Genomic DNA, 26,241 nt, shown 5'->3' on the forward strand with positions numbered 1-26,241 from the left:
TTTTTTGTTAAGCAATATGAATATGATATGTTTTCAACCATTCATTTACTTGTAGCATATACTCCATGGCACTTCTTGCCTCAAAATTGTTAATCTCTTTATTACTTTGATCAGCAATTGAAAGTAAGATGGAATGGTTAATAAGTGAGAAAATAGGATTGTTTTTATTGCTACACATATCAAGTGTTAAATTACGGATTGTTTGTAAGTAGTGTGGATCTTGTGAAGTTGGATAAGCGCTTTTTCTTCTATTGCGTACATCGTCAGGTAAAGCTGGTTGTAGTGCTCTACGTAAAATGCCTTTTTCAATATTATCAATACTTTTTATGTTGAAAGGAACATTCCATAAATATTCAACTAATCTATAATCGCAAAACGGTACACGAACTTCAAAACCAACAGCCATACTCATACGATCTTTACGGTCAAGTAAGAAAGGAAGGAATCTCGTTAAAAATAAATAAAACATTTGGCGTTGTTTCGCGGATTTTTTACTTTCCCCTTCAAGAGTAGGTACTTCATGAACAGCTTCATGGAATCTTTTATTGATATAGTGTTCAGGATTACATTGCTTTGTTACTTCGTTTAATAATAGAGAAGATGTGTTTTTCCAGTTTGTTAACCATGGAAACTTATCTACATACAGTAGTTCTTCTTGATGAAACCAAGGATATCCCCCGAATACTTCATCAGCCGATTCACCAGATAAAGCTACGGTTGCATCTTTTTTCATTTCGCAAAATAGTAAATATAGTGAAGTTTCCATTTCGCCTGCACTTGGCAAATCTTTCGCATGGAGGGGAACGAATAAGTGATTTGCTAATTCTTCAGCACTCACAATAATGTCATGATGCGATGTCCCTACATGTTCGGAAACACGTTTTACCCAAGGAGCGTCTAAGCCAGTGCGAGCAAATGTCAGCTCGAAATCTTTGGCGCTATTTAAAAAGTCGATTGAATACGTGTGAAGTGTTTCGTGCTCCTCTGCAAATTCTTTACCTGCAAGTGCAGTAATACCGCTAGAGTCTAATCCGCCTGATAACATACAAACGAGAGGAACATCGGCAATTAATTGTCTTTTTACTGTATCTTGTAAAATAGATAAAATATGCGAAGATGTATCTTCTATAGAGTCTGTATGGATCTTACTTTCTAAATTCCAATACTTCGTAACTACTTTTTTATGACGTGTAAATGTTATAGAATGTCCAGCACGTACTTCTTGAATATGCTTAAACACACCACATCCTGGAGTGCGAAATAAGCCTAATCCAAATATTTCATTTATTCCATCCGCATCAATTTCAGCAGGGACAGATGGATGCGCTAATAATGCTTTAATTTCAGAGCCGAAAATAATACTGCCATTTCTTTCTGTAAAAAAGAGCGGTTTTACACCTAAATGATCTCGTGCTAAAAACAATTGTTGCTTCTGTTCATCCCATAATGCAAAAGCGAAAATTCCGTTTAAATGTCGTACGCAGTCTTCTTTCCATTCTAAATAAGCATGTAGTAATACTTCTGTATCTGAATGGGTTTCAAATGTATGACCACATTTTTGAAGTTGCTCTCTCAGTTCACGGAAATTATAAATTTCTCCATTATAAGTAAGAGCATACGTATAATCACCAGCACGAAATGTCTTCGGCTGCGTCCCGCCTTCTGGATCAATAACAATTAAACGTCGGTGTGCAAAGGCCGCGCGAGGTGAAAACCAAAATCCTTCAGCATCAGGACCACGATGCTGGATACTATTTGCCATCTTTTCTAAAATAACATGTTCATTGGAGAGATCCTTATTCCAATTTACCCAACCTGTAATTCCACACATACACATCTCATCTCCTAATTTTAAAAATATATTAATGAAATAAAATGTACACCAAATTAAAGAATGACTATATAAATAGTGTACTACATGAATTAAATTGTAGACTTGAGAAAATTTTCTTTGAACGCATAGTCATGTGAGACAATGGCTAAGGGGAAGTATTCCATTACATACAAAAAATAAAAAAGATGAGAGAAAAAATTTCTTCAGACGTTATATAGGGTGTAAAAGCTTTTACAAAACAATAAGGGGAATCGCTACATGAAATCAAATGAGAAAAATTTTATAAAAAGATTACAGCGGCAAAAAGAAGACGCGTTAGAATTTGTTGTCGATACATACTTACCACTCATAAAGGGGATCACGCATAAAGTTCTACTTCCAATTCAAAATGATGGACTCATAGAGGAATGTATAAACGATATATTTCTTTCCATTTGGAATAACGCAAATAAATTCCATGGAGAGCCGAGTGATTTTAAAAAGTGGATTGCAGCGATTGCAAAGTTTAAAGCAATTGATTATTACCGAAAAGCGACTAAAAAAGTAGAAATTATTTCAGATGAGTTTCATATCAGTACAGAAAAATCAGCAGAAGACGAATTAATCGTTATGGAAGATAGGGAAGAATTATTGAAGCTCATTAATCAATTAGAACCGTTAGATCAAAAGGTATTCATTATGAAATATCTCCTCGGTATGAAGACAGAGGAAATTGGAGGAAAATTAAGATTAACTCGAGCAGCTATAGATAATCGAGTGTACCGGGGGAAAAAGAAACTACAACAAAATGCTACGAAAATTAGTTTTGGAGGTAGTGCAATATGAAAGACATTTATGAACTATTGAATGATATTGATATAGATGAAAAAGAACTAGAGGAAATTGAGGCTTCTGAAATTGAAAAAGAAAAAGTGAAGCGTAATGTAAAACAATCGATACGTACGAAGAAAAAGATGAAAAGTTGGAAAAAAGGTGTCGCTGCTGCATCTATTTTAGTAGGATTATCAGTTGCAACACTTGGTATTGGTTTTCCAACCTATGCTGGAGGTCTTCCTATAGTAGGAGATATATTCCGATTTTTAGATAATGGTAGAACAGGGCTATATGAAAATTATAAAGAGTTTTCGACTGAATTGAATATGACGAGAGAGAGTAATGGGGTTAAGGTTACAATTAATGATGCTGTGTTTGATGGGAGAACTGTAACGATAACGTATTCTATCGAAAGTGAAAAAGACTTAGGAGAGCATCCGAGCATATTTGGTTCCCCGCAAGTAAGCATGTCTAATGGTGCGGCTGGAAGTTCTAAAACTACGAAAGTAGGAGATAAAAAATATGTAGGTATGACTACAACAAGTGATCTTGGTAGTAAAAGAATGGACGTTGCAAATGTTAGATGGAATATGGAATCAATTAATATATACGAAGAAAAAAAATCAATAAAAGGGAATTGGAATTTTGCTCTTACTTTAAAGGCGATGGATAGTAAGGATATAAAAGTTAATGGGATTTCCGAAAAAGAAGGTATAAAAGTAAATATAGACAAAATGGAAGTAACACCTATGTCATTTATCGTTTTTTATAATCAGGAAGAATCTAAGGCATTAAGGCGCATATGGGATAGTGCAGATGTTGAGCTAGAAATAAAAGATGATTTAGGAAATCAATACGCTGGTGATGGAAATGGCGGAACGGGTACAGTAGCAGAACCACATAAAAGTAGTTGGAGTACTACATTCCAAAAATTGAATAAAAATGCTACAAAGCTTATCGTTACGCCTCATGTGAATTTGCGAGTGCATACACCTGAAAATCATGGTGGAGTGGAGTATGTGAATGGAAAAGAGAAGAAAATTGAAGTGCCGAAAAAAGAAGCGAAGAGTAAAGATATTGTTCTAGATGATATCGTAATTGATTTAAAGAAATAGAAGAGAGACTGCCTAAAAACATTAGGCAGTCTCTCTTTTCGCTAAAAACTAGTTACGAGTAACGCATGTGGATGCTGCGTTTTATACTCATCTTTCCACGGAATGTTTAGTTGTTCCCACGATTCGCCGCTATCACTGGATTGAAACACGCCGTTGTTATTTAACGTGTAAAACGTATGTGGTTCTGCCTTGTTTGTCGCAAACATCGAAATGACTGTACCGATTGCGGATGGTAGTCCTTGTTGTACTTGCTGGAAAGGAGTATCTTTCGTTTTTCGATAAATATAAGATTCATAAGGAATATGGTGATGAGCGAGATCAGCACTCGGTGCAGCTGAAACGAGAATCGTATTGCAATCAGCGGGATCGATAGCCATGCTGTATAAATAATGATGTTCAAGTCCTTCACTGCATGAGATCCAGCTGTTTCCATTGTTATAACTTTCAAGATATGCACGATCAGGTCCGCCCATAAATCCGTCACCACATGATGCATAAAGGCGATTTGGTGCTTCAGGGTGCATAAGTAATTGATGAGCATCGATAGGGGCACCGAATTTTTTATCGATCCATGTATGCCCTTTATCATTACTTTGAATAACAGCACCAGCTTCGATTGAAACGTGTATTGTATTAGGGTTGTTTGGATCAACTGTAATCCAGCGTACGTGATGGGTAAAAGGTCTAGGCGGAAATGCCCACGTATAAGAAGATAATAATGATTTCATATTTTTAAGTTCAGTCCACGTTTCACCACCATTTTCAGAGCGGAATAAAGCGCTCGGTTCTGTGCCGACATAAACGACACCATATCCGTTAACTTGTTCATTTGAGCTTATTGTTATGGAAGTGATAGAGGAGTGCAAAATACCATCTTCTTTAGGAAAATCAAAGTAACGATAAGAATCTCCAATTGGTCTCCATGAATCCCCGCTATCGTCACTTAACCATAGACCTCGTCCAAATGTTCCGCAATATACACGATTTTTTTGAAATGGATCAACAGCGATACAGGTAGGTTGCATATTTTGTAAGTGGTAAGTCGTTTCATAGTCATCATATTGTTCTTTCACTACAACAAGTTCACGTTCCATACAGAGAAATAAACGTTTCATTTTAGTAACCTCCTTAAAAATTCTTTCATTAGTAAACAATATGAAAATAAAAAAGAAGTAGTCTTGTTTTATTTGAGAAAAAGGGATTGTTTAAAAAGAAGCGAAGTGTGTATACAGAGGAAGCGGGCGTTTACAATCAGTCAATTCGGGATAAAGATGGGGAGTTTGTTTCATACTAACATACAGATATTGTACTTAAAGGAGTATTCGTATGGGACATTCGCATGATCATGGTCATTCAAAAAATAAAAAGGCGTTACTAATTGCCTTCCTACTAACAACAAGTTTTATGATTGCAGAAGTTGTTGGTGGATTTGTAACAAATAGCTTAGCACTATTATCTGACGCGGGGCATATGTTAAGTGATGCGGTATCTTTAGCCTTAAGTTTACTTGCGTTTAAGCTCGGAGAAAAAACAGCAACAACTGCGAAAACATATGGATATAAGCGAGTCGAAATGTTAGCAGCATTATGTAACGGTGTCGTTCTTATTGTCATTTCGGTATACATTTTTATTGAAGCAATCCGCCGTTTTAAAGAACCAGTTGAGATTGCTAGTAATGGGATGCTCATTATTGCTGTACTTGGTCTGCTCGTTAATATTTTATCAGCTTGGATATTAATGAGAGGCGGAGATGTGAAGGGGAACTTGAATTTAAGAAGTGCTTTCCTCCACGTATTAGGCGATCTATTAGGATCAGTCGGAGCGATTATTGCAGCGCTATGTATTAAATTTTTCGGATGGACGGTTGCTGATGCGATTGCTAGTATTCTTGTGTCTATTTTAGTCATTATTAGTGGATGGCGTGTAACACGTGATACCGTCCATATATTAATGGAAGGTGCACCCCAGCACATAAATGTTGAAGAGGTAAAAAGTACATTATTAAATATTACGGTTGTAAAAGAAGTTCATGATTTGCACATATGGTCTGTCACATCTGATTTTCAAGTATTAACTTGCCATTTGATTATTAAAGGTGATGAAACGCAAAATGTATTAAAAGAGGCTACGGATGTATTAAAGGAGAAGTTTCATGTAGAACATGTCACCATTCAAGTAGAAATAGATGGTGAATTTAATCATAGTGAGACAACCTGCAAAGTATGAAAGAAAAAGGATAAGAAAATGTGTCATAACATTTTTCGCACGGCATACATATATATAATGTGGCCACAAATACTTTGTCAGGTAAATATTTCATGAAATTACTTTACTTATAAAGAGTCATCTTTTATAATCAAAAGTGGTATTTGATAAAGATTATCATTTTCAATGATCGTGGAAAGGAGTTTTTTAAAAGATGAGTAGTCAACTCCGTTTTGCTGTTGAAAATCGTAAGAGGCATTTAATTGATGAGTTAATTGGAGCAGGTGTGTTTAAAATTCGTGACCGACAATTATACGAGCTGTCTTTAGAGGAATTAGAAAAAGAGTATGAAGATATTGAGGATTACGCAAATATTCAGGCATAGCACATAGATTAGTAAATAAGGAGCTGGTTACACTTTTGTGTAGCCAGCTTTATTATTTCATAGAAATCATTTTTTGTATTTCTTTCATGGGACGGAGCCAGTTTTGAGACATCATTTGTTCCATTTGTTTTTCATCTTGTTTTTGTAGCGCTTGAATAATAGGGTGCTGTTCTTTAGAGGTTGTTTTTGTTAGCAGGATATCAAGAAGAAACGTTTGTTGGAGATAAAAATAAATTAGTGAAGCTTTCAGGAGCATTTTCTTATATAGTCGGAGTTGCTACTATAATATTACCGCTTGGCTTAGAAAAAATAGGTGATGTAGTTGGTAACATATATACTATATTAATTGTTTTAGGTACAGTTGTATTTATAATTAAAGCAAACCTATTAAATAAGAGTGCTATAAAATAAAAAGGCTTCATTCTACTGAAGCCTTTTATTAATTATTATGAAGTATAAGTAAAAGCCGGAATAGGATCAATAAATGTATTCCACTTTTGTTCCATTTCCTTTTCTGTTAATAGACAATCATCTAATGATTGTTCAATCACAGAACGATTCATATCAATACCGATAAATACGAGCTCAGTTATTCGATCTCCATATCGCTCGTCCCAGTTTTTTAATACTTCTGGTTCTTCTGCAATCATTTGATTTCTTTCAGTTTCAGGTAATGCGGCTATCCATTCACCGGCTCCTTGAATTGTAATAGAGGAACCTGCTTGAGATAGAAGCCCTATCATATTATTACGAGATGCGAGCCAGAAGAATCCTTTCGCTCTTACAACATCTAAAGGCCATTTTTCTAGCCAATTCATAAGGCGCTCGGGATGGAAAGGATATTTGCGACGGTAAACAAAGGAATTGATACCGTATTCTTCCGTTTCCGGTGTATGATGTTCACTATTTAATTCTTGTATCCAGCCGGCCGATTGACTGGCTTCTTCATAATTAAATAGATTTGTGTTTAAAATTTCTTGTAATGGTACTTTGCTAAACGAAGATTTAAGAACTTTTGCATTAGGATTTAATTTTTTTAGTAAATGATGAAGCTCTATCACATCTTCTTTTTCTAGCAAATCTATTTTATTAAGAATAATTACGTTTGCAAACTCAATTTGATCTATTAATAAATCAATAACTTCCCGGGTATCATTCTCATCGATTGCTTGTTTTCGGTCTAATAAACTTTCTCCATCTGCAAAATCATCCCAAAACCTATTTGCATCTACAACTGTAACCATCGTATCGAGGCGACAATTTCTCGTTAAATCAATGTTAAGAACTTCGTCTGTATAAGTAAACGTTTGAGCAACTGGAATAGGCTCACTTATACCAGAAGATTCAATAATAATATAGTCAATATCACCATTTTCAACAAGACGATCCACTTCTATCATTAAATCTTCTCGTAGTGTACAGCAGATGCAACCATTTTGAATTTCTACTAATTTCTCTTCCGTACGTGAAAAACCACCCTTTTTTATAAGAGATGCATCAATGTTTACTTCGCTCATATCATTAACGATAACAGCTACTTTTAAGTTGTTCTTATTAGTCAAAATGTGATGTAGTAAGGTAGTTTTTCCAGATCCTAAAAACCCACTTAATACAGTGATAGGTACTTTTTTCATGAAATGATCTCCCTTTTAAATCGTAATGATTACGTTTTATATTAAACGATGGAAAAAGAAAAATCAATAATAAATCATAGTGATTACGATTTGAGAATAGAAATAGACTATAAAATTTGTGCTGTAGTATGAAGCATTTGGACAAGCACATGTTTACATATAAATAAAATGGAGGCGAGAAGCTTGGTCTTTAATAGAGTTTCAAAAGAATTAGTAGGCATAGCTCTTATCGCTATGTTTCTCTTTTTATTATTTTTTGTAGATTTTACAAGTCTAACAAATTTGCACAAAAATATACCACAGGAATGGTTGAATGTGAATACAGTATTTTTAAGTATCATTTTTGAAGCAATACCCTTTATTTTATTAGGGGTAATTGTTTCTTCATTTATTCAAGTGTTTGTGACGGAAGATATGATTCAAAAAGTAATGCCGAAATCTCCGATTGTTGCAATGATTCCAGCAGTATTTGTGGGAGTTCTTTTTCCAATGTGTGAGTGTGTCATTATACCAATTGTAAGAAGGCTCATTCAAAAGGGGCTACCACTTCATGTAGGCATTGTTATTTTATTGAGTGCACCCATTATGAATCCAGTTGTTCTTTTATCTACTGTATATGCGTTTCAAAAAAATGATTACGTTGTATATGCACGCTTTGGGATAACAATTCTAGTCGCTCTATTCATAGGTCTAATTGTGTATTATTGCTATCGCGAAAGAAATGTTTTAAAAGGTGTAGAGGTTTCAGTTCAAAGAAGCAAAAAAAAGAGTTGGAAAGATGTTATGAATCACACTGTAGATGAGTTTTTTGATACTGGTAAGTATTTATTGATTGGTGCTTTTTTAGCAAGTGTATTTCAAACGTTTTTTGATCGGAATGTACTGGATGCAGTAGCACATAACGAAGTAATTGCCCCCTTTATTATGATGGGATTTGGTTATGTTTTATCAATTTGCTCTGCAGCCGATGCTTTTATAGCGGCATCTTTTGGACATGTTTTCTCAGTAAAGGCACTTCTCGCATTTCTTGTGTTTGGGCCGATGCTTGATATGAAAAATACGTTAATGCTATTTGTATATTTTCAAAAGAAATTTGTATTCTTTTTAATGGGAATTGTCATTGTATCTGTGTATACCATCCTGCAAATTATAATGTTATAGGAGGTGAGAAAGAATGGAGAAAGAGGAGCAGAAGGCATATCATCGCTATATTCGTGGCATTATTTTAATTGGTTTAGCAATGCTCTTATTTAAACTACTTGTAACAGGGAATATTTATAATTTTATCGCTCCAAAAATGATTAAATTTACGTATATAGCTTTTGTAGTGATTTTACTTCTTGGTTCTTTACAAGTTTGGAGAGATGGGAGAGAAAAAGAGGATGATTGTAATTGTTGTAAGCATCATACAGCATTAAAATCAGGGATGAAAAGTTTCTTTGTATATGTTTTATTTGTTGTTCCGATTATTAGTGCTTTTCTATTTGGAAATGTAACAATTGATGGAAGTTTAGCAGGAAAAAGGGGTATGAATCAAAGTGTACAGGCGAGAAGTATGGAAGGGAACGAAAAAGAGGGGAAACAGGATGATTTTGATGGGCGAGAGGTATTCGATGATCCAGATGAAACATCAAATTTATCAACGACTTATGAAACGGAAGAGCAAGTAGTAAAAAGTATGTTAGGACAGTATAAACTACAAGTAGAGGATAAGGATTATGTTCAAACAATGAGTATAATTGGTCAAGATGTAAAAGGGTTTAAAGGGAAAGAAATTACATTCTCAGGGTTTATATATAATGATAAGGATGTGACGGGTAATAAAGCAGTAGTGGCTCGATATGGCATAACTTGTTGTATTGCGGATGCATCAGTCTGGGGGATGATTGTTACCGGGAAAAACGTTGGAAAAATTCCAAAAGAAACATGGGTGAAAATAACAGGATTATTAGATGAAACGACATATAAAGGAACAGTCTTTCCACTTGTAAAAGTAAACAAAATCGAGAAAATTGATAAGCCAACTGAACCATATGTATATGACGCTTTACCTCAATAGAAAAGAATAAATTCTTCATATTTTCATGAAATAGAATCATAATCATGGCGATAAAAAAATAAAGATAAGAGTAATTTGGTTTGTTAAAAATATGTGCAGAAGGAGTTATGCGATGAACTGGGTTACTCATAAACCATCATTTGAATTTGAAACATTTAGTCCTATTATTCGGTCACAATCTGCGTGGAGTGGACATTTAGATTTTGCATATGACTTAGTAAGATTTGAAAAACCAGAAACTTTAGTTGAGTTAGGTACACATCTAGGTGCTTCTTTCTTCAGTTTTTGTCAGGGAGTAAAAGATGGAGGGTTATCGACTAAATGCTTTGCAGTAGATACTTGGGCTGGAGATGGGCATACAGGTCCATATGGAGAAGGGGTTTTTCAAATAGTAGAAAAAGTAGTGAGCGATAACTACCTTAATATAGGAAATTTAATTCGATCTACTTTTGATGATGCTGTAGACCAGTTTCAAGATGAAACGATAAATCTTTTGCATATTGATGGCTATCATACGTATGAAGCTGTTTCTCACGATTATAACACATGGCTACCGAAAGTCGCGAAAAACGGTATTGTATTATTTCATGATATTGAAGTTAGAAGTGGTGATTTCGGCGTATATCAGTTTTGGGATGAGGTAAAAGCGAAGTACCCTCATTTTCAATTTGCGCATTCATATGGACTGGGAGTGTTATTTCCGAAGGGTTGTAGTGATAAGTTTGAGGAAATACTTAAAAATAAAGAAGAAATACAAAATATGTATAAATAAAGATAGGGCATGCATCATTTTAATGATGTGTGCCCTATTTTTTGCGTAGAAAATAATGGTGTTAATTAAAAAGTGAAGATAGTTGTAAAAAGTTTTGTTGCAGCAAATATTAAAAAAGTTAGTATGGGATTGTTCTTTGTAAATAAAGTGAAGCTTTAATACGTTCATATCAATTCGGAATTTTACAGTAGTTAATTTCTTATCTAAGTGCTTTGCGCTTACTGAATTTTAAGGCGGAGGTCTTATTGGCCGAAAATATCGGGATAAATAAAAATACAACATTTTTTATATTTTTCATTGCGAAAAACGTAATCTACTTTTACAATAGAAAGGGTTGTGAATATATTATACTGGAAAAATAAATCGAAATAATATGAAAATTTTGTTTTGTCTTCGCTAATTGTATATTACATACATGTAAGACGACATACGTCATGTTATCGACTTGTAAGGAGAGAAAAAAATGAAAAGTGTAAGATTACCATCGATGCTAGAAATCATAGTTCTTTTATTACTATTTCTTGCTGTTGTCTTTTCCTTCCAAACGATTTTTGATCTCCCAATTCAATTAGCGCTATTTATTTCATGGTTTTTAGTAATTGCGCTTGGATTAAGATTAGGATTTCGTTATCAAGAATTGCAAGATGCAATTACGAAAGGGATTTCTAACGGATTAGAAGCAATACTGATTTTAGTTGCAGTAGGTGCTTTAATTGGAACGTGGATTGCTGGTGGGGTAGTACCAACATTAATCTATTATGGATTAGAATTTATTCACCCTAGCATATTCCTATTAGCAACATTAATTATTTGTTCTATAACTTCTATCGCAACAGGAACGTCTTGGGGAACAGTGGGAACAGCAGGTATTGCTATGATGGCGATTGGTGAAGGACTTGGTTTACCACTTCCGCTTGTTGCTGGTGCAGTTCTTTCAGGAGCTTATTTCGGCGACAAATTATCACCACTTTCTGATAGCACAGTTCTTGCAGCTTCTATGGCGAAAGTAGATGTTATTGCTCACGTTCGAGCTATGCTCGTATTAGATGTTCCAGCTTATATTATTACTAGTATTATGTTTACTATAGCTGGTTGGATGTATGGCGGCGATAATGTAGATTTGAATCGAGTAGAATTTTTAAAAGAAGCTTTATTAAAGCAATTTGATATTAAAATATGGATGCTTATTCCAGCGGTCATTGTTATCGTTCTATTAGCGATGAAGAAACCGTCTATGCCAACAATTGCAATGGGAGCTTTAATTGGTGCAATTTGGGCAACTCTTTTCCAAGGGATGAACTTTGGAGAGGCGATTGGAACAGCTTATAACGGATTCTCAATTCAATCTGGTGTTGAGTTTGTTGACAAGTTATTAAACCGTGGTGGAATTAACGGCATGCTTGGCTCAGTAGCTGTTATTATTTTCGGTTTAGGATTTGGTGGATTACTTGAAAAACTAGGTGTTTTAAAAGTAATCGTATCAAAATTTGAGAAGAAATTAAATTCTGCAGGTAATGTAACATTGTCTACATTAATCGTGGCATTCTTAGCTAATATATTTGGTTGTGCGATGTATGTATCACTAATTTTAACACCAAAAATTATGGAAGATAGCTATGATAAATTAAAAATAGACCGTCGTGTATTAGCGCGTAACTCAGAAGTAGGTGGAACGTTAACTTCAGGTATGGTTCCATGGTCTGATAATGGTATTTTTATGGCGGGTATTTTAGGTGTAGCAACGTTCTCATACGTTCCGTTTATGTGGTTAAGCTTCGTATCGTTAATTTTAGCAGTTATTTACGGATATACAGGCAAATTCATCTGGTATGTAGATGATGCAGATAAAGGAAAGCAAGCATCATAAAATAAAAATCACCTTCTACAATATGTAGAAGGTGATTTTTTATTTTGTAATAGCATCTGCTGAAGTTATTTCATTCTCATATTTAGCAATTTTTTGTTGTATCTTTTTTAAGTTTTTTTCAGTGTCTTGGATGAGCTGTAAGACATTGGTCTCTTGTTGTTTCATTAATTCCAACCGTTGAAAGATGGTAGATTCTCCTTCCATAGACCAGTCGATAAATTGTTTTATTTTTTGAATAGGCATACCAGTGTTTTTTAAACACAAAATCATTTCTAAGTATTTGAGTGCTTCTTCATCAAAAGCTCGATCTCCTTTTTCATTTCTTTGCAGAAAAGGGAACAGTCCTTGTTTATCATAATAACGTATTTGAGAAATAGTTAAGTGTTGCATTTTGGCGACTTGCCCAATTGTATAATACATATCATTCATCCTTTTGTTACCAAGGTATAATGCCATTTTTATTTAGTATTTTACCATTATAGTTTGTTTCACTTAATGCATATTTAATAATAATTTTAGCACTTTCAATAGTTGTATGGCCACCAGGGGAATTTCCATTAAGATCAGTAGTTGTAAAACCAGGAGTTATCCCAAATACTTCTGGACCGTTAGTAGCAAATTCTTTACTAAAAGCTAATGTTAAAGCATTAATAGCAGTTTTGGAAGAATTATATCCTAGTGTATTGATTGGATGTGTTTCACCATTAGCAAACATTGTTAGTGAGGCCATGTCAGTTGTTACATTTAGTATTTTACTGTTGCTTGAATTCTTTAATAATGGTAAAAAGGCTTGTATCATTTGGAAAGTTCCAAAAAAGTTAACTTCAAATCCTTGGCGTAAAGTTTCAATATTTAATTCACTAGGTAGCGTATTGAAGTCTAATGCAATGCCTGCGTTATTAATTAATAAATGCAAATGGTCAGTCGTTTCGTGAATTTTCTTTGTTGCTTCTTGAATGGATTGTGAATTTGAAATATCTACTTGAATATAGGAAACGTTTGAAACATTTAAAGAGTCTACGGCTTGTTGTCCAAGTTGTTCATTACGAGCACCTAAAAATACGTGATAATTTTTTTCTGCTAATTGACGAACAAGTTCATATCCAATTCCTTTATTCGCACCTGTTATAAAAGCATATTTTTTCATATTGAATTCCTCCAGTAGTGTTATAGTAGGTTACAATGGAAAGGATACAGCCTAAACTTAAGTTTAGGTCAAGAGGAATTTTTTAAAATAAATATAGAATATCTATATATAAGAGTGAGAATTCTTATCATTTAAGAAAAAGTCTGTTATTATAAGAGATGTAGGTATTATATTTTCAAGGGGATGAAAACATGGAGTACAGAATTGAAAGAGATACATTAGGAGAAATAAAAGTTCCAGCTGATAAATTATGGGCAGCACAAACACAACGTAGTAAAGAAAACTTTCCAATTGGAACAGAGCAAATGCCGCTTGAAATTGTAAAAGCATTTGCAATTTTAAAGAAGAGTGCAGCGCTTAGCAATCAAAAATTAGGAAAGCTATCAGAAGAAAAAGCAGAAGCAATTGTAGAAGCTGCTGATGAAGTGATTGCAGGGAAATGGAATGAACATTTTCCGCTTGTCGTATGGCAAACAGGTAGTGGTACACAGTCAAACATGAATGTGAATGAAGTAATTGCAAATCGTGGGAATCAAATTTTGAAAGAGAATGGATCTGACGTACATATTCATCCAAATGATGATGTGAACATGTCACAAAGTTCAAATGATACATTTCCAACGGCGCTCCATGTAGCTTGTGTAATCGCAGTAGAAAATCACGTATTACCAGCAATCAGGAAATTAAAAGGAACTTTAGCAGAAAAAGTAACTGCATTTGAACATATTATAAAAATTGGTCGTACACATTTACAAGATGCAACACCGTTAACTTTAGGGCAAGAAATTAGCGGATGGCACCGTATGCTTGAAAAAACAGAGCGTATGATTGCAGAGAGCAATACATATATGAAAGAGTTAGCAATTGGTGGAACTGCGGTTGGAACAGGTATTAATGCTCATCCTAAATTTGGTGAGATGGTATCAGAGGAAATTAGTCAATTTACAGGTAAACAATTTGTTTCTGCACCAAATAAGTTCCATGCATTAACGAGCCATGATGAAGTTGTATATACTCACGGTGCATTAAAAGCATTAGCTGCAGATCTAATGAAGATCGCTAACGATGTACGTTGGCTTGCAAGTGGTCCACGTAGTGGTCTTGGAGAAATTATTATTCCAGCCAATGAACCAGGAAGCTCTATTATGCCAGGTAAAGTAAATCCAACGCAAAGTGAAGCATTAACGATGGTTGTAGCGCAAGTGATGGGGAATGATGCAACAATCGGATTTGCTGCGAGCCAAGGTAACTTTGAGTTAAACGTATTTAAACCTGTTATTGCTTATAACTTCTTACAATCAGCTCACTTATTAGCGGATGCAATTGTTTCGTTTAATGACAATTGTGCAGTTGGTATTGAAGCAGATGAAGAAGTAATTAATGAAAATGTGAATCGTTCACTAATGCTTGTAACAGCGCTAAACCCACATATCGGATATGAAAATGCAGCGAAAATTGCGAAGCATGCTCATAAAGAAGGATTAACTTTAAAAGAAGCAGCATTGCAATCTGGGCTACTAACAGAAGGGCAATTTGATGAAATTGTAGATCCAAAGAAAATGATTGCTCCAAAAGAGTAATAGAAAAAGCCAAGGTTCTTAGTATAGAATCTTGGCTTTTTTGATGTTCATTTTTATGTTTCATCTACTTGCAATACTGCAAGCTTCAAAATATATTATTTGTTAGCAGGCGTATTCATTACTTTCATCTGTGGGCAGTTCTCTTTTAAGAGTGAAATGAATTTTTCTTCTTCTTGTGGTACGAAAGTGGTCACTGAGTCAAATAAATTATAATTAATTTCTAATTGTTGCCTAGTCCATTTTTTTGAACGAAGTTTTTTGCCAGAGTACTTAATATGGCGAATGTCTTTAAATGGGATTTCAGTACGAAGTATGAAACCGTGTTTTACAACAAGAGATGATTCCGTTACGTTGTAGTGAGAGAAATAGAATGAAGAAAGATTCACGATATTTAATAGCATCATGAGAGTGAAAAAAATAGAATTTTCATTTTGGAAGAATAACGAAACGAAAAAAATAATTAGAAATAATGTAATGAAAATGACGTGGAATGGATTTTTTTTCGCTTTAAATTTCAAGTTAGTCACCTCGGTATACTTGTTCTTTAACTAAATTAAATCATAACATTGTGATAAAACGTGTGAATATGCAGAATTGCATATTCACACGTTTTATTATTCATGTAAAATTTCTTGATAGGATAAATTCAAAAGAAGTTTTGTAATAGTGGAGTGACATGAAGTGACTTACAAGAATAGAAAGATAGTGTTAGTCATAATTAGTTGTATGATGATTATGAGTAGTTGTGCTAATAAATTTGTTGAAGATAGAAATCGAAAGCATACATTTGTACAAGCAAGTAAGGTTTTAGTAGAGACTGTAAATAGAATATATAAATTGAAACTTTAATCAACTGATTATTAGCCCTCACCAATCGGGCTTTTACGGGCAGCCCGCCCTCATTTAACTTCTTTGCTTCCGCTGAATTTTGATGTGGGAGTCTTACTGCCCTTAAATGTGGGATAAAAAGTAAAAGGTGTTTTCTTATACGGAAACATCTTTTTTGTAGTTGAAATTGAATACTGAAGTTTTGTAATGGATGAATACCGGTTCCATATTCACTAATCGCATATGTATTCTGTGCAATTTGCTTAACGGTAAACCAAGAGTCTTGAAGAATATCCATGTTCTATTTTACATCCTATAAAATGAATTTGTATAAACATATTCGCTTTTCGTTGTATTAAACCCTTTCGTTAGATGTTTTTATAAAAGTTTATAAAATGGGTAAACGAAATGTTGAAATGTTTGTTTGTGTTATGATAAGATGGTGAAGTGATAATAAACGTTATAGTGATTTGTTTGGTTTTTGAATAAACATTTTGAAGGAGTGTTTAGTATGAGTGATATTTCAGAGAAGTTTTGGGATGCGTCAATAGAGGAATTAAAGAAAGGGTATGTGTTTGATGGAGAAAAAGAGGAGTACATTTGCTTAGCTTGTGGTGAAACATTTATTAAAGGTGTTATTTATCAAGATAATCAAGTTTTGTATGAAGCAGAGAAGTTCGTCCGATTGCATATTCAAAATGAGCATACGTCTATGTTTGATTATTTGTTAAATATGGATAAGAAATTTACTGGTTTAACGGATTTACAAAAGAAAATGGTTCAGTTTTTCCATATGGGACTGAATGATAAAGAAATTGTAAAAGAGTTGGATGGCGGAAGTACATCAACAATTCGTAATCATCGATTTACACTGCGAGAGAAAATGAAGCAAGCAAAAGTATTTTTAGCTCTAATGGAATTATCAGAAGAAAAATCAAAAGTACAAACGAAATTTGTACCAATTCATAGAACAGCAACGATGGTGGATGATCGATACAATATTACGGAAGAAGAAAATGATGAAGTATTAAAAGCTCATTTTACAGAAGGATTAGATGGACCTCTTTCTAAATTTCCGAAAAAACAAAAGCGTAAATTAATTATATTACGTCATTTAGTAAAGAAGTTTGATAGTAATAAAAAGTATACTGAAAAAGAAGTAAATACAGTGATAGAAAATGTATACCCTGATTTCGTAACTTTAAGAAGATATTTAATCGAGTATGGATTTTTAGATCGAACAGCCGATGGAAGTCAATATTGGGTGAAGTTATAATCATACGAAAAGAAAGTGAATAGAAGCACAGTATTATAACAACTATACAAAGAGATAGATATTGAAAATTGATTTTTAATAAAAGGAGAAATGAAATTTGAAACCACCTGCAGATAACAATAAAGAAGGTGCGGAGTCACATAAGTTGGAAAGTGAGAGTAAACCGATTTGGAAATCGATGTCGATGTTTTTAGTACCATTATTATTAAGTAATGTACTACAATCAGTTGGACAATTATTTGGTATGGTAGTAGTAGGAAGATGGCTTGGAGTTAATGATTTAGCGGCTATATCAGCATTCTTCCCATTATTTTTCTTGCTCGTTTCATTTGTAATTGGTATCGGTTCAGGAAGCTCTATTTTAATTGGTCAGGCGTTTGGTGCTAAAAACGAAGATCGTTTAAAAGCTATCGTTGGTACGACGCTGACATTTACCTTTATTATTGGAGTTGTGTTGGCGATAATAGGCAGTATTTTTGCGATGGATATTATGCGTCTAATGGGAACGCCAGAAAATATTATTGAAATAAGTGTACATTATGCACGAATTTTATTTATATCGATGCCAGTATTATTTTTATATTTCGCATACACAACATTTATGAGAGGTACAGGAGATTCTAAAACGCCATTTTACTTTTTAATTGTAAGTACAGCGCTAAATATGATCTTATTACCAATTCTTATTTTTGGATGGTTAGGAGCTCCGAAATTAGATGTGTATGGAGCAGCCTATGCCTCTGTTATATCTACAGTTATTACGTTTATTGTCATGCTTTTGTATTTAAAGAAGAAAAATCACCCATTACAACTAGATAGCACGGTTAGAAAATACCTTCGAATGGATGGGGAGTTATTAAAGCTATTGCTAAGGCTCGGTATTCCAGCGAGTATTAATATGATATTAGTTTCATTATCTGAAATTGCTGTAATCGCGTTTGTAAATCGTTACGGTTCGGATGCAACAGCTGCTTACGGAGTTGTGAATCAAGTTGCAAGTTATGTACAAATGCCAGCAGTTAGCCTTGGTATTACAGTTTCTATTTTTGCAGCACAATCAATTGGGGCGAATCAATTTGATCGATTGCAGAAAGTTGTGAAGGTCGGAATTATTATGAACTACGTCATCGGTGGTGTGTTAATAGCTCTTATTTACTTATTCTCAAGAGACATTTTATCACTATTTTTAACGAGTCAAACTACAATTGAAATTGCTCATAGCTTAGTTATGATTACGTTATGGAGTTATTTAATTTTCGGTCATGCACAAATTATTAGTGCGACAATGCGAGCGAGTGGTACAGTACTTTGGCCAACTGTTATTGGAGTTGTTTCAATTTGGCTTGTGGAAGTACCCGTAGCATATTATCTTTCTTACCATACAAGTCTTGGAATAGAAGGGATCTGGATCGGGTATCCAGCAGCATTTATTGTCAGCTTAATACTACAGTATGCATATTATAAGCTTTCATGGCAAAAGAAACGAATTACACGATTAGTTAGTTAAATAGAAAAAATGTCTCTAAGTTATTTGACTTAGGGACATTTTTTTGTAGGTGCAGGTTTACAAATAGCTTTTTAAAGTTATATCAAAATGTTGTCTAATGAGTGTTTTATCACTCATATAAAACTCCCACGCTTTTTCCGGTTCACCGATAATCTCAAAGGATTCCTCTGTAATATATAAAGCGCAATTATCCTCCAGTGCAATTCCTTCTATATTCCCTTGATGATTTTGTAAAAAGGAATGGAAGGCGTTCATTCTATTTAATTGATTATAATGTGGACAAAATCTTTTATTAACAATCCCCCATCCGTTACTCTCTATATAACCAGAACCTTCATAATCTGATCGGATACTAGACGTGAACCAACACATAGCACCAGCGCTATAACCAGCAATAAGTGTTCCTTGTTGCAGAGCCAATAATAATTTTTCATCGAGTCTATGTTCTTTCCATTGCGTAAACATGTGAATATAATTCCCGCCACCTAGATAAATTAAATCGGCTGAATGAATCATCTCGTCTATTTCATACTTAGAAGGTGAATCTGTTGTAGTACGTAAAATTTGTACTTCACAATGTAATTGTTTTTCAAATGTGTCTAAAAATAATTTTATATAGCTTTCATCATCATGACTTGCCGTTGGAATAAACAATACTTTTGGATACTGTTTATTTGTTAATTCTATAAGGCGTTCATTAATAGGCAAGTGATTTGAATCTTGTAAATCACCGCCACCAATGACAGCTAATTTCATAGTAAAGCACCACCTAATCATTTTTGTTATATAAAAATTCGATAGAAGAGAGTTACATTCCTTCTGTAATGTAATCAATAATTAGAAAATGTAGCTTAAGTATATCGGAATAGTAAAGAAAACACTGATTATATATATCAGTGAATTAGAAACCATTCATTGATATATAATATTTCATACTAATGTTTCAAAAAATGGAAAAAATATGTTTAAATAGATATAATGAAGTATTAATTCATATTGAATTTATACTTATATTTTAAAAGGAAATCGGAAATAATAGCGATTTTCCAAAACAGTTTTTACTTTTAATAGGAAGTTGTATTACAATATGGTAAAATTATTTCAATATATTTATTTAATATGAAATACAAAGAAGGAGCGTGAAAAAAGTGGATTTTCGATTTGAATTTACAACGAAGCTGAAAGAATACTTAGACGATGAGAAGGATGAAAAAATAATAAAAGATGGGCACAGAGATGTAATTTTTCACTATTTATATGCGTTAGAGACTGAAATTGGCGTTGTTAAAAATCCTAATTTTACTTTTTTTGCATCAGGAAGACGTTCACATATAGTGTTAGAAAATGTTGAATTTAAAACAGAAGTAAATGTAAAAAGTAATATAATTGAAATTACAAAAATAGTGGATAATGTAGCTATTCCGTTAGATACTATCGTAGCGAAAGATCGGGAATTATTTGCACTTGGGCGTAATGAGAAGTTTAGTGTACAAATATTAGAGCAGTATCTTTTTGATACATTTGGAGATAAGTTAGGCTTATAATTAATGGAATGGCGTACGTATTTATAAGTAGTGAATTTTAGTGTATCTCATTCGTGTTTGACCTTTTATTTAATTTGTACTACAATTCGTAGTGTGAAAGGAGTCATACTATGTTTACTCAAAACTATAAATTAAATGAGCACGGGTTAAATCATTTCTTTGGACCGCTTGAAGCGAAAATTATGGAGATTGTTTGGTCTAACAAAGGTATTACGATTAAAGAAGTGCAGCAGAAATTAAGTGAAGAATCGCCTGTGAATTTTAACACTGTTATGACAGTTATGAACAGGTTAGTAGAGAAGTTACACTTAGAAAAACAGATTGTAAAAAGAAGTGGCATATATCGTGCTGTACAAACAAAAGAAGAATTCTTATCCAAGCAAACGAAGAAAATGACACAGGAATTGATGGGGGAATTTGGAGATTTAGTTGTAAATCATATGTTAGATGAGTTAGAGCAGGCTGATCCGACTTTAATAAAAAAGTTAGAAGACAAATTGAGTCAGTTAAAAAAAGAGGATTAATGAAATGAAATGGCAAATGCGTAAAATCGTATTGTTAGCAGTAATTGTTAGTACCCTCTTTTTCAGTATGTTAGTGTATTACGTTACATATCCATTTCTGTTTCAAAATAAGATGTTCTTTCTTTCAAATTTTTGCTTGTTCCAGTTAGAAAAACATATGAAAGAATTATCGCTGATTCGTATTATAATCGCTGGATTATTATTACTTACTATATTAATCGTGTGCAAAAGAATTTGGCGACAATTTTTCTATAGTAAAAAATTACAAAAAGTACTTATCCCTTTCATCCGAAAAGGAAAACAAATATATATATTGCCGACTACGGAAGTTGCGGCATTTACAATTGGATTATTCCGTCCGAAAGTTGTCATGTCGGAAGGTTTGCTTCAGACGTTTTCAGATGAAGAAATTGATGCAATTATTTTCCATGAAGAATATCATCAAAAGAATTGGGATCCGCTAAAATTATTTTGTTTTACGTTATTAGCAGAAGGAATGATGTACATCCCGATATTAAAAGGGTTGTTACAGCGATATCATACGTATCAGGAGCTAGCTGCTGATAAATATGCGATGCAAAAAATGGAATCTTCATTTGAGTTAGGTAGCGCGTTATTAAAATTAATTAAAATAAAGACAATGGAAAATCGATGTGTTACCGCTTCATTTGCAAAAACAGCAATAAATTTACGAATCGAGCAAGTGTTAAATGAAAAGGTTGTTAAGCTTACTATTCCGTTACATACGAATTCGGTATATGTAACAGTAGGTTTATTCTGTATGTCGGTTGTACTTATTGTCGGAGAGTGCATATAGCCTCTTTTTTTTAAGAATAAACACTACTTGTTGTAGTGTTTTAGGGGGAATAAAATGAATGCAGCAGATTTAACAATTTGGCTTGTGGCTGGGGCGGGAGTATTGTCATTTATATCACCGTGCTCTTTACCGTTATATCCATCTTATTTATCTTATATTACAGGTGTGTCTATCCAAGATTTAAAAGAAAATCGTGGGATTATGCAAAAATCAGCGATTATACATACCATATTTTTTATGATCGGATTTTCGGTTATATTTTACGCGTTAGGTTTATCGGTAAGCTGGATTGGAATAACATTTTCATCTAACCAAAAATTGATTCAACAAATTGGTGGGATTTTTATTGTTTTAATGGGGCTATTTATGACGGGCTTGTTTCAGCCTAAGTGGCTTATGGCAGAGAAAAAGGTGCAGTATAGAAGTAAATCGACTGGATATATTCGCTCGATTTTAGTCGGTATGACATATGCAGCGGGTTGGACGCCATGTGTTGGACCGATATTTTCAGCTGTACTCATGCTTGGCGCGACGAATCCTGAAGGGGCACTTCTTTATATTACAGCGTATACTCTTGGGTTTGCGGTTCCATTTTTCGTGATGGCATTCTTTATTGGGAAGGTAAAATGGATTGTTACATATGCGAATGTCATGATGAAAATTGGCGGTGGAATGATGATTGTAACAGGTATTTTATTGTATACAAATCAAATGACGAAAATTACAGCATTCTTTATTCGTCTATTCGGTGGATTTACAGGCTTTTAAAAATGAGGAGGAAGAAAAGTGAAGAAACTAATTGCTATTATACTAGTAGGTGCTCTCGTTTGGGCGGGGGTTAACTTTTATAATTCAAAGAAAGAAGAAAAGGAAAGAAAAGCAAAGCAAGCAGAGTTACAAGAGAAAGAAGTATTACCACAAGTAGGTTTTAAAGCACCTGGCATCACATTAAAAGGATTAGACGGAAAGTTGCAGACGTTAAATGATGCCAAGGGAAAACCGTATATTATTAATTTTTGGGCATCATGGTGTGGGCCGTGTGAAATGGAGGCACCTGACTTAGTTCATATGTATGATAAATATAAAAAGGATGTTGAAATTTTTGCGGTGAATGCAACTGTTAGTGACCCAGTACAAGAAGCAAGCGCATTTGCTAATCGCTATGGGTTTGAGTTTCCTGTTCTACTAGATATGGACGGAGTAGCTGGACTAGATTATAAAGTATTCTCTTTACCGACGACATTTTTTGTTAATAAAGATGGAATCATAGTAGATCATGTACGAGGTGTATTACCACCAGATCAATTAGAAAAGAAATTTAAGAAATTGATTGAGAATTAAAAGGAGATTTCGTGACGATGGAGTGGATCGTGAGGTTACAACCCATATCTCTTATAATTGGAAGTCTATTTGGATTTATGTTGATGAAACGAAAGATGAGGCATCAAAATGTATCATATGAAAAAATGATGGATGCCGTAACAAATGCTTTTCTTATCATCGTATTTGTATGGAAGTTTGCGCCAGTAATTTTAAATCCTGTATGGGCTTTTGGGGCGCCAGTGCAAGCAATATTAGCTGTTGGGAGTATGCAACATATTGTAGTAGGATGCGTAATTGCGAGTGTATACATTGTTTGGAAAAGTAAAAAGGAGCAATTTTCGCTTCGTATTTTACTTGATGTATTGCCTTTTAGTCTGTGTGTGAGTATTATCTTTTATTTTCTATTGCATCATGAAGTAGGCGCACAAACGACACTACCATGGGGAATAAAAATATATGAATCTAAACTTTTATATCACCCTATTTTCGTATATGAGATCATCCTTGCTCTTTGTATAATGGGCTTTTTATGGATGAAAAATGAAAGGCTTGGAAATGGAAAGAATATAAGTGTTTTTCTAATTATTGAGGGGTTTGCTCAAATCATTATTTCGCTTGTTAGTGAACAAAATTCGGTTCTGTTTGGTCTATCAGCACAGCAAATAATGAGCTTTTGTATTATTAGTTTAGGGATTTTGTTAGTGTCGAAAAAATAAAAAATAGCCATGTACAGAGAGTATCTGTGTATGGCTATCTTTTATAAGCATATTTCTTCATCATATGCTAAATCATTATATTGTAGAAATCTAAAAACCCCTTTATTAGGGGTTTTTAGGTTTCTATAGGTCTGCATGTGTTTCTTGTTTATCTGTATCCCATTTTGGAAGTTGTTTTGCTTGTTGACTTTCAGTAAAATTATTAAATCCAAAAGCAAGTATGCATGTAAAGGTTAAAATAGCTAAACTAATCTTTTTCATTATCTTAGTGCCTCCTTAGTTAATAATTTTTGTTTTGCTTCGTAAGTTTTGAAAAAATATTTTTGAGATTTCTCTATTTTATTCACTTTATGAAATTCTACTGCTAATAATTCGTAATATTCTTGTGCATAATCGTATAATTCTTTACTGTTAAAATATGTAGTGCCTGCAATGATTGCGTTTTCTAAGTCGTCTAGAATACCAGTGTGTTGTGTTTTTAAGATAGTGAAATGGTGTTTATATTCTTGATTATTTAATTCATTACAAATTTCTAAGCCTTTTTGAACCCAATGGTTTGCAAGTTCTTTTTCATTTAAAATAAAATGTTCTTTGGCTTGTAGAAAATTGGCTTTTAGGTGTTTAGGTAATTTGTTTGTAACTATTGTAAGATGTCTAATAGCAAGGGTTGATAGATTTTGAGAAGAGTAAAGCCAACCTAAGTTATTTCGAACTTTTAAGATTAGTGTATCGTCTTTCAGCTTTTGTAAAATATTGATTGCTGAATTATAGTTCTCTTCGGCTTGTTCGAATTGTTTTAAATAAACAGAACATGAGCCTAAAATGTTTTCGCATAGAGCTATTTTAATTTCATAACGTGGATATTTTGAGAAAATCTCTTTAGCTTGATTTGCATAATTGATTGCTGTAAGTGGTTTGTTTGTATGGTGATTAAATATAGCAAATTTATATTTATATTCAGCTTCTTCTAGTTCGCCTGGTACATGTTTTAAAAGGGATTCAGCTTTTTCGTATTCTTTTTTTGCTTCATCATAATTTCCAATAATGGTAGCATGTTCAGCTTTAAAAAAGTGATAATAATAAGTAATAAAGTCTTCAGTTATTGGATTGTCTAAACGAACAATTTGACTAAAAGTATCATACTTAATGTTTGTCCAATCGGTTAGGACCTTATATTTAAAGTTTAGTAGGGAGTAGTAAAGCGATAGATTTTGATCAGCTTCAATTTTATTAATCTGTTTCTCTATTTTTTCTTTTAATTGTTTCGCTTCAATTAATTGCTCCGCTACCATTACTTGATATAAAATGTTTAATTCGTTGACAATCTGTTCATGCCCTTTTAATAACACACTCATTATATATTCCCCCATCCGATAAAAGTATCCTAATTTAATTATTTCTATAATAACAAAATAGAAGAAGTATAAGAGTGATTTTACCATATTTTTCAACAAAATTCTGAAAAATCAATTAATTTTTACGTATTTCTTATTTTTATGTGAATATTACAAGTGCCTCTGGTAGTGGTGGGATGAATCTGACTCATGATACGTTAGCATCAATGGGAGGGATAGTTTCAGTTGTAAATATGTTTTTAGGAGGATTGTTCGGATTGGGTCCAACTGTTAAGTTTTTAACAAAAATTTCACTTTCTTATTTAATAAAAACAGGATAATCCGCATTTTATAAGAACCATCCTGTTTTTATTTATACATTAAAAAATCGGCGGAGTAACAGAAAATAAAACTATCGCGTTTTTTTCAAAATGATTCACCCATTTATGCTTTAAATAAGCAGGTATCTTTACACTGTCACCAGTTTCTAATACGTATTCTTCCTCGTTTAAATATAATGTGATTTTCCCATCTAAGACAAATGCTAATTCTTCTCCTTTATGTTCTAGCACATTTTCTGATGAAGCTGTATTAGGCGGGACGGTCATAATTGCTGTTGCTAAATTTCCAGTGAAATCAGGTGAAAGCATTTCATATGATAAATTATCGATAATCATTTTCTTTCGTTTATGGGAACGTACAATTAAATCGTCTGTATTTGTATCTTCAAGTAAAAAGCTAAATGTTGGCACATCAAGAGCTTTAGCAAGCACTTTTAATGTTTGAATAGAAGGGTTAGCCGACCCACGCTCAATTTGACTTAACATAGATGGTGTAATATCGGCCATCTTTGCTAGTTCTTTACTAGTTAAACCTTTTTCTTTTCTTTGTTTTTCAATTTTTTTACCAATATCTATATTTTCCATAATGAAAATCTCCTCAAGGGTTATTAAATTATATT

At 33.5% G+C, this 26,241-nt stretch carries 30 protein-coding genes and 1 pseudogene; 19 read left to right on the forward strand and 12 right to left on the reverse strand.

Annotation, left to right across the window (positions count from 1 at the left end):
- Nucleotides 1-7: 7 nt before the first annotated feature.
- On the reverse strand, nucleotides 8-1,831 hold the full coding sequence (gene asnB, locus MR167_RS09660; RefSeq protein ID WP_242314480.1) for an asparagine synthase (glutamine-hydrolyzing): 1,824 nt from the start codon (nucleotides 1,829-1,831) through the stop codon (nucleotides 8-10).
- Between the two features lie 261 nt (nucleotides 1,832-2,092).
- On the opposite strand from asnB, the gene MR167_RS09665 reads away from it, so the two are divergent.
- Nucleotides 2,093-2,659 carry a sigma-70 family RNA polymerase sigma factor gene (locus tag MR167_RS09665; protein ID WP_242314482.1) on the forward strand — a complete coding sequence of 189 codons (567 nt, stop codon included), beginning with the start codon at nucleotides 2,093-2,095 and terminating at the stop codon, nucleotides 2,657-2,659.
- Nucleotides 2,656-3,762: a DUF4179 domain-containing protein gene (locus tag MR167_RS09670; protein WP_242314484.1), complete on the forward strand. Its 1,107-nt coding sequence runs from the start codon at nucleotides 2,656-2,658 to the stop codon at nucleotides 3,760-3,762. Before MR167_RS09665 ends, MR167_RS09670 begins: the two co-directional genes overlap by 4 nt.
- A gap of 41 nt (nucleotides 3,763-3,803) precedes the next feature.
- Here the strand turns inward: MR167_RS09670 and MR167_RS09675 are convergent, their stop codons facing one another.
- Nucleotides 3,804-4,877 carry a WD40/YVTN/BNR-like repeat-containing protein gene (locus MR167_RS09675; RefSeq protein WP_106103106.1) on the reverse strand — a complete coding sequence of 358 codons (1,074 nt, stop codon included), beginning with the start codon at nucleotides 4,875-4,877 and terminating at the stop codon, nucleotides 3,804-3,806.
- A 211-nt stretch (nucleotides 4,878-5,088) separates the two neighbouring features.
- Between MR167_RS09675 and MR167_RS09680 the strand changes: the two genes are divergently transcribed.
- Together MR167_RS09680 and fbpA are read left to right on the forward strand one after the other, a co-directional pair.
- Complete coding sequence (locus MR167_RS09680) at nucleotides 5,089-5,988, forward strand: cation diffusion facilitator family transporter (protein ID WP_242314486.1); 900 nt, start codon at nucleotides 5,089-5,091, stop codon at nucleotides 5,986-5,988.
- 193 nt (nucleotides 5,989-6,181) lie between these two features.
- Complete coding sequence (fbpA, locus tag MR167_RS09685) at nucleotides 6,182-6,352, forward strand: Fur-regulated basic protein FbpA (RefSeq protein WP_000098300.1); 171 nt, start codon at nucleotides 6,182-6,184, stop codon at nucleotides 6,350-6,352.
- A gap of 52 nt (nucleotides 6,353-6,404) precedes the next feature.
- On the opposite strand, the pseudogene MR167_RS09690 reads toward fbpA, so the two are convergent.
- Nucleotides 6,405-6,524, reverse strand: a pseudogene (locus MR167_RS09690) (GntR family transcriptional regulator); the annotation flags it as partial.
- Nucleotides 6,525-6,532: 8 nt separating this feature from the next.
- On the opposite strand from MR167_RS09690, the gene MR167_RS09695 reads away from it, so the two are divergent.
- On the forward strand, nucleotides 6,533-6,763 hold the full coding sequence (locus MR167_RS09695) for a DUF3784 domain-containing protein (RefSeq protein ID WP_102981840.1): 231 nt from the start codon (nucleotides 6,533-6,535) through the stop codon (nucleotides 6,761-6,763).
- A 35-nt stretch (nucleotides 6,764-6,798) separates the two neighbouring features.
- Here MR167_RS09695 and MR167_RS09700 read toward each other — a convergent pair whose 3' ends face one another.
- Nucleotides 6,799-7,986, reverse strand: coding sequence for a GTP-binding protein (locus tag MR167_RS09700; protein ID WP_000757662.1), 1,188 nt, complete (start codon nucleotides 7,984-7,986; stop codon nucleotides 6,799-6,801).
- 168 nt (nucleotides 7,987-8,154) lie between these two features.
- On the opposite strand from MR167_RS09700, the gene MR167_RS09705 reads away from it, so the two are divergent.
- From MR167_RS09705 to nhaC, 4 genes are all read left to right on the forward strand, one after another.
- Nucleotides 8,155-9,147 carry a permease gene (locus MR167_RS09705; protein ID WP_242314487.1) on the forward strand — a complete coding sequence of 331 codons (993 nt, stop codon included), beginning with the start codon at nucleotides 8,155-8,157 and terminating at the stop codon, nucleotides 9,145-9,147.
- A gap of 13 nt (nucleotides 9,148-9,160) precedes the next feature.
- A complete protein-coding gene (locus tag MR167_RS09710) occupies nucleotides 9,161-10,045 on the forward strand; it encodes a TIGR03943 family putative permease subunit (RefSeq protein ID WP_242314489.1) in 885 nt (294 codons plus the stop codon).
- Between the two features lie 112 nt (nucleotides 10,046-10,157).
- Nucleotides 10,158-10,817, forward strand: coding sequence for a class I SAM-dependent methyltransferase (locus MR167_RS09715; protein WP_001104666.1), 660 nt, complete (start codon nucleotides 10,158-10,160; stop codon nucleotides 10,815-10,817).
- 463 nt (nucleotides 10,818-11,280) lie between these two features.
- Complete coding sequence (nhaC, locus tag MR167_RS09720; RefSeq protein WP_242314491.1) at nucleotides 11,281-12,684, forward strand: Na+/H+ antiporter NhaC; 1,404 nt, start codon at nucleotides 11,281-11,283, stop codon at nucleotides 12,682-12,684.
- 39 nt (nucleotides 12,685-12,723) lie between these two features.
- On the opposite strand, the gene MR167_RS09725 is transcribed toward nhaC, so the two are convergent.
- Both MR167_RS09725 and MR167_RS09730 read right to left on the reverse strand, forming a co-directional pair.
- Nucleotides 12,724-13,104, reverse strand: a complete 381-nt coding sequence (locus tag MR167_RS09725) for a MerR family transcriptional regulator (protein WP_016098046.1) — start codon at nucleotides 13,102-13,104, stop codon at nucleotides 12,724-12,726.
- Nucleotides 13,105-13,120: 16 nt separating this feature from the next.
- Entirely contained in the window at nucleotides 13,121-13,831 is a 711-nt protein-coding gene (locus MR167_RS09730; RefSeq protein ID WP_000759560.1) for an SDR family NAD(P)-dependent oxidoreductase, read from the reverse strand.
- A gap of 191 nt (nucleotides 13,832-14,022) precedes the next feature.
- Between MR167_RS09730 and fumC the strand changes: the two genes are divergently transcribed.
- Nucleotides 14,023-15,411 (forward strand): class II fumarate hydratase, encoded by a 1,389-nt coding sequence (gene fumC, locus MR167_RS09735; protein WP_000456611.1) that lies wholly within the window; start codon nucleotides 14,023-14,025, stop codon nucleotides 15,409-15,411.
- A gap of 95 nt (nucleotides 15,412-15,506) precedes the next feature.
- Here fumC and MR167_RS09740 read toward each other — a convergent pair whose 3' ends face one another.
- Together MR167_RS09740 and MR167_RS33320 are read right to left on the reverse strand one after the other, a co-directional pair.
- Nucleotides 15,507-15,929, reverse strand: a complete 423-nt coding sequence (locus MR167_RS09740; protein ID WP_000669083.1) for a PH domain-containing protein — start codon at nucleotides 15,927-15,929, stop codon at nucleotides 15,507-15,509.
- A gap of 230 nt (nucleotides 15,930-16,159) precedes the next feature.
- Entirely contained in the window at nucleotides 16,160-16,537 is a 378-nt protein-coding gene (locus MR167_RS33320) for a hypothetical protein (RefSeq protein WP_242314497.1), read from the reverse strand.
- A 213-nt stretch (nucleotides 16,538-16,750) separates the two neighbouring features.
- On the opposite strand from MR167_RS33320, the gene MR167_RS09750 reads away from it, so the two are divergent.
- Both MR167_RS09750 and MR167_RS09755 read left to right on the forward strand, forming a co-directional pair.
- Nucleotides 16,751-17,515, forward strand: coding sequence for a DUF2087 domain-containing protein (locus tag MR167_RS09750; RefSeq protein WP_001280280.1), 765 nt, complete (start codon nucleotides 16,751-16,753; stop codon nucleotides 17,513-17,515).
- 97 nt (nucleotides 17,516-17,612) lie between these two features.
- Entirely contained in the window at nucleotides 17,613-19,022 is a 1,410-nt protein-coding gene (locus MR167_RS09755) for an MATE family efflux transporter (protein WP_000804121.1), read from the forward strand.
- Between the two features lie 57 nt (nucleotides 19,023-19,079).
- Here the strand turns inward: MR167_RS09755 and MR167_RS09760 are convergent, their stop codons facing one another.
- A complete protein-coding gene (locus MR167_RS09760) occupies nucleotides 19,080-19,778 on the reverse strand; it encodes a peptidase E (RefSeq protein ID WP_000762125.1) in 699 nt (232 codons plus the stop codon).
- A gap of 392 nt (nucleotides 19,779-20,170) precedes the next feature.
- Here MR167_RS09760 and MR167_RS09765 point away from each other — a divergent pair, with 392 nt between their 5' ends.
- From MR167_RS09765 to MR167_RS09790, 6 genes are all read left to right on the forward strand, one after another.
- On the forward strand, nucleotides 20,171-20,566 hold the full coding sequence (locus MR167_RS09765) for a DUF3942 family protein (protein WP_000347524.1): 396 nt from the start codon (nucleotides 20,171-20,173) through the stop codon (nucleotides 20,564-20,566).
- Between the two features lie 110 nt (nucleotides 20,567-20,676).
- Entirely contained in the window at nucleotides 20,677-21,090 is a 414-nt protein-coding gene (locus MR167_RS09770; RefSeq protein ID WP_000495050.1) for a BlaI/MecI/CopY family transcriptional regulator, read from the forward strand.
- A gap of 4 nt (nucleotides 21,091-21,094) precedes the next feature.
- Nucleotides 21,095-21,907, forward strand: coding sequence for a M56 family metallopeptidase (locus tag MR167_RS09775; protein WP_000871954.1), 813 nt, complete (start codon nucleotides 21,095-21,097; stop codon nucleotides 21,905-21,907).
- A gap of 54 nt (nucleotides 21,908-21,961) precedes the next feature.
- Nucleotides 21,962-22,675, forward strand: coding sequence for a cytochrome c-type biogenesis protein CcdA (gene ccdA, locus MR167_RS09780; protein ID WP_000990435.1), 714 nt, complete (start codon nucleotides 21,962-21,964; stop codon nucleotides 22,673-22,675).
- Nucleotides 22,676-22,693: 18 nt separating this feature from the next.
- Nucleotides 22,694-23,248, forward strand: a complete 555-nt coding sequence (locus MR167_RS09785) for a TlpA family protein disulfide reductase (protein WP_242314493.1) — start codon at nucleotides 22,694-22,696, stop codon at nucleotides 23,246-23,248.
- Between the two features lie 17 nt (nucleotides 23,249-23,265).
- The gene (locus tag MR167_RS09790) at nucleotides 23,266-23,946 is read left to right on the forward strand and encodes a prolipoprotein diacylglyceryl transferase family protein (RefSeq protein ID WP_000454851.1); all 681 of its coding nucleotides are present in this window, start codon (nucleotides 23,266-23,268) and stop codon (nucleotides 23,944-23,946) included.
- 123 nt (nucleotides 23,947-24,069) lie between these two features.
- Here the strand turns inward: MR167_RS09790 and MR167_RS09795 are convergent, their stop codons facing one another.
- Nucleotides 24,070-24,207, reverse strand: coding sequence for a hypothetical protein (locus MR167_RS09795; protein ID WP_000724012.1), 138 nt, complete (start codon nucleotides 24,205-24,207; stop codon nucleotides 24,070-24,072).
- Nucleotides 24,207-25,301 carry a response regulator aspartate phosphatase gene (locus MR167_RS09800; RefSeq protein ID WP_000114844.1) on the reverse strand — a complete coding sequence of 365 codons (1,095 nt, stop codon included), beginning with the start codon at nucleotides 25,299-25,301 and terminating at the stop codon, nucleotides 24,207-24,209. The genes MR167_RS09795 and MR167_RS09800 overlap by 1 nt, the downstream gene beginning before the upstream one ends.
- 143 nt (nucleotides 25,302-25,444) lie before the next feature.
- Here MR167_RS09800 and MR167_RS09805 point away from each other — a divergent pair, with 143 nt between their 5' ends.
- Nucleotides 25,445-25,621 carry a hypothetical protein gene (locus MR167_RS09805; protein WP_003309331.1) on the forward strand — a complete coding sequence of 59 codons (177 nt, stop codon included), beginning with the start codon at nucleotides 25,445-25,447 and terminating at the stop codon, nucleotides 25,619-25,621.
- Nucleotides 25,622-25,660: 39 nt separating this feature from the next.
- Here MR167_RS09805 and MR167_RS09810 read toward each other — a convergent pair whose 3' ends face one another.
- Nucleotides 25,661-26,206, reverse strand: coding sequence for a helix-turn-helix domain-containing protein (locus tag MR167_RS09810; RefSeq protein ID WP_000427637.1), 546 nt, complete (start codon nucleotides 26,204-26,206; stop codon nucleotides 25,661-25,663).
- Nucleotides 26,207-26,241 lie beyond the last annotated feature (35 nt).

It is taken from the genome of Bacillus cereus group sp. BfR-BA-01355 (assembly GCF_022663675.1).
Lineage (GTDB): Bacteria > Bacillota > Bacilli > Bacillales > Bacillaceae_G > Bacillus_A > Bacillus_A thuringiensis_S.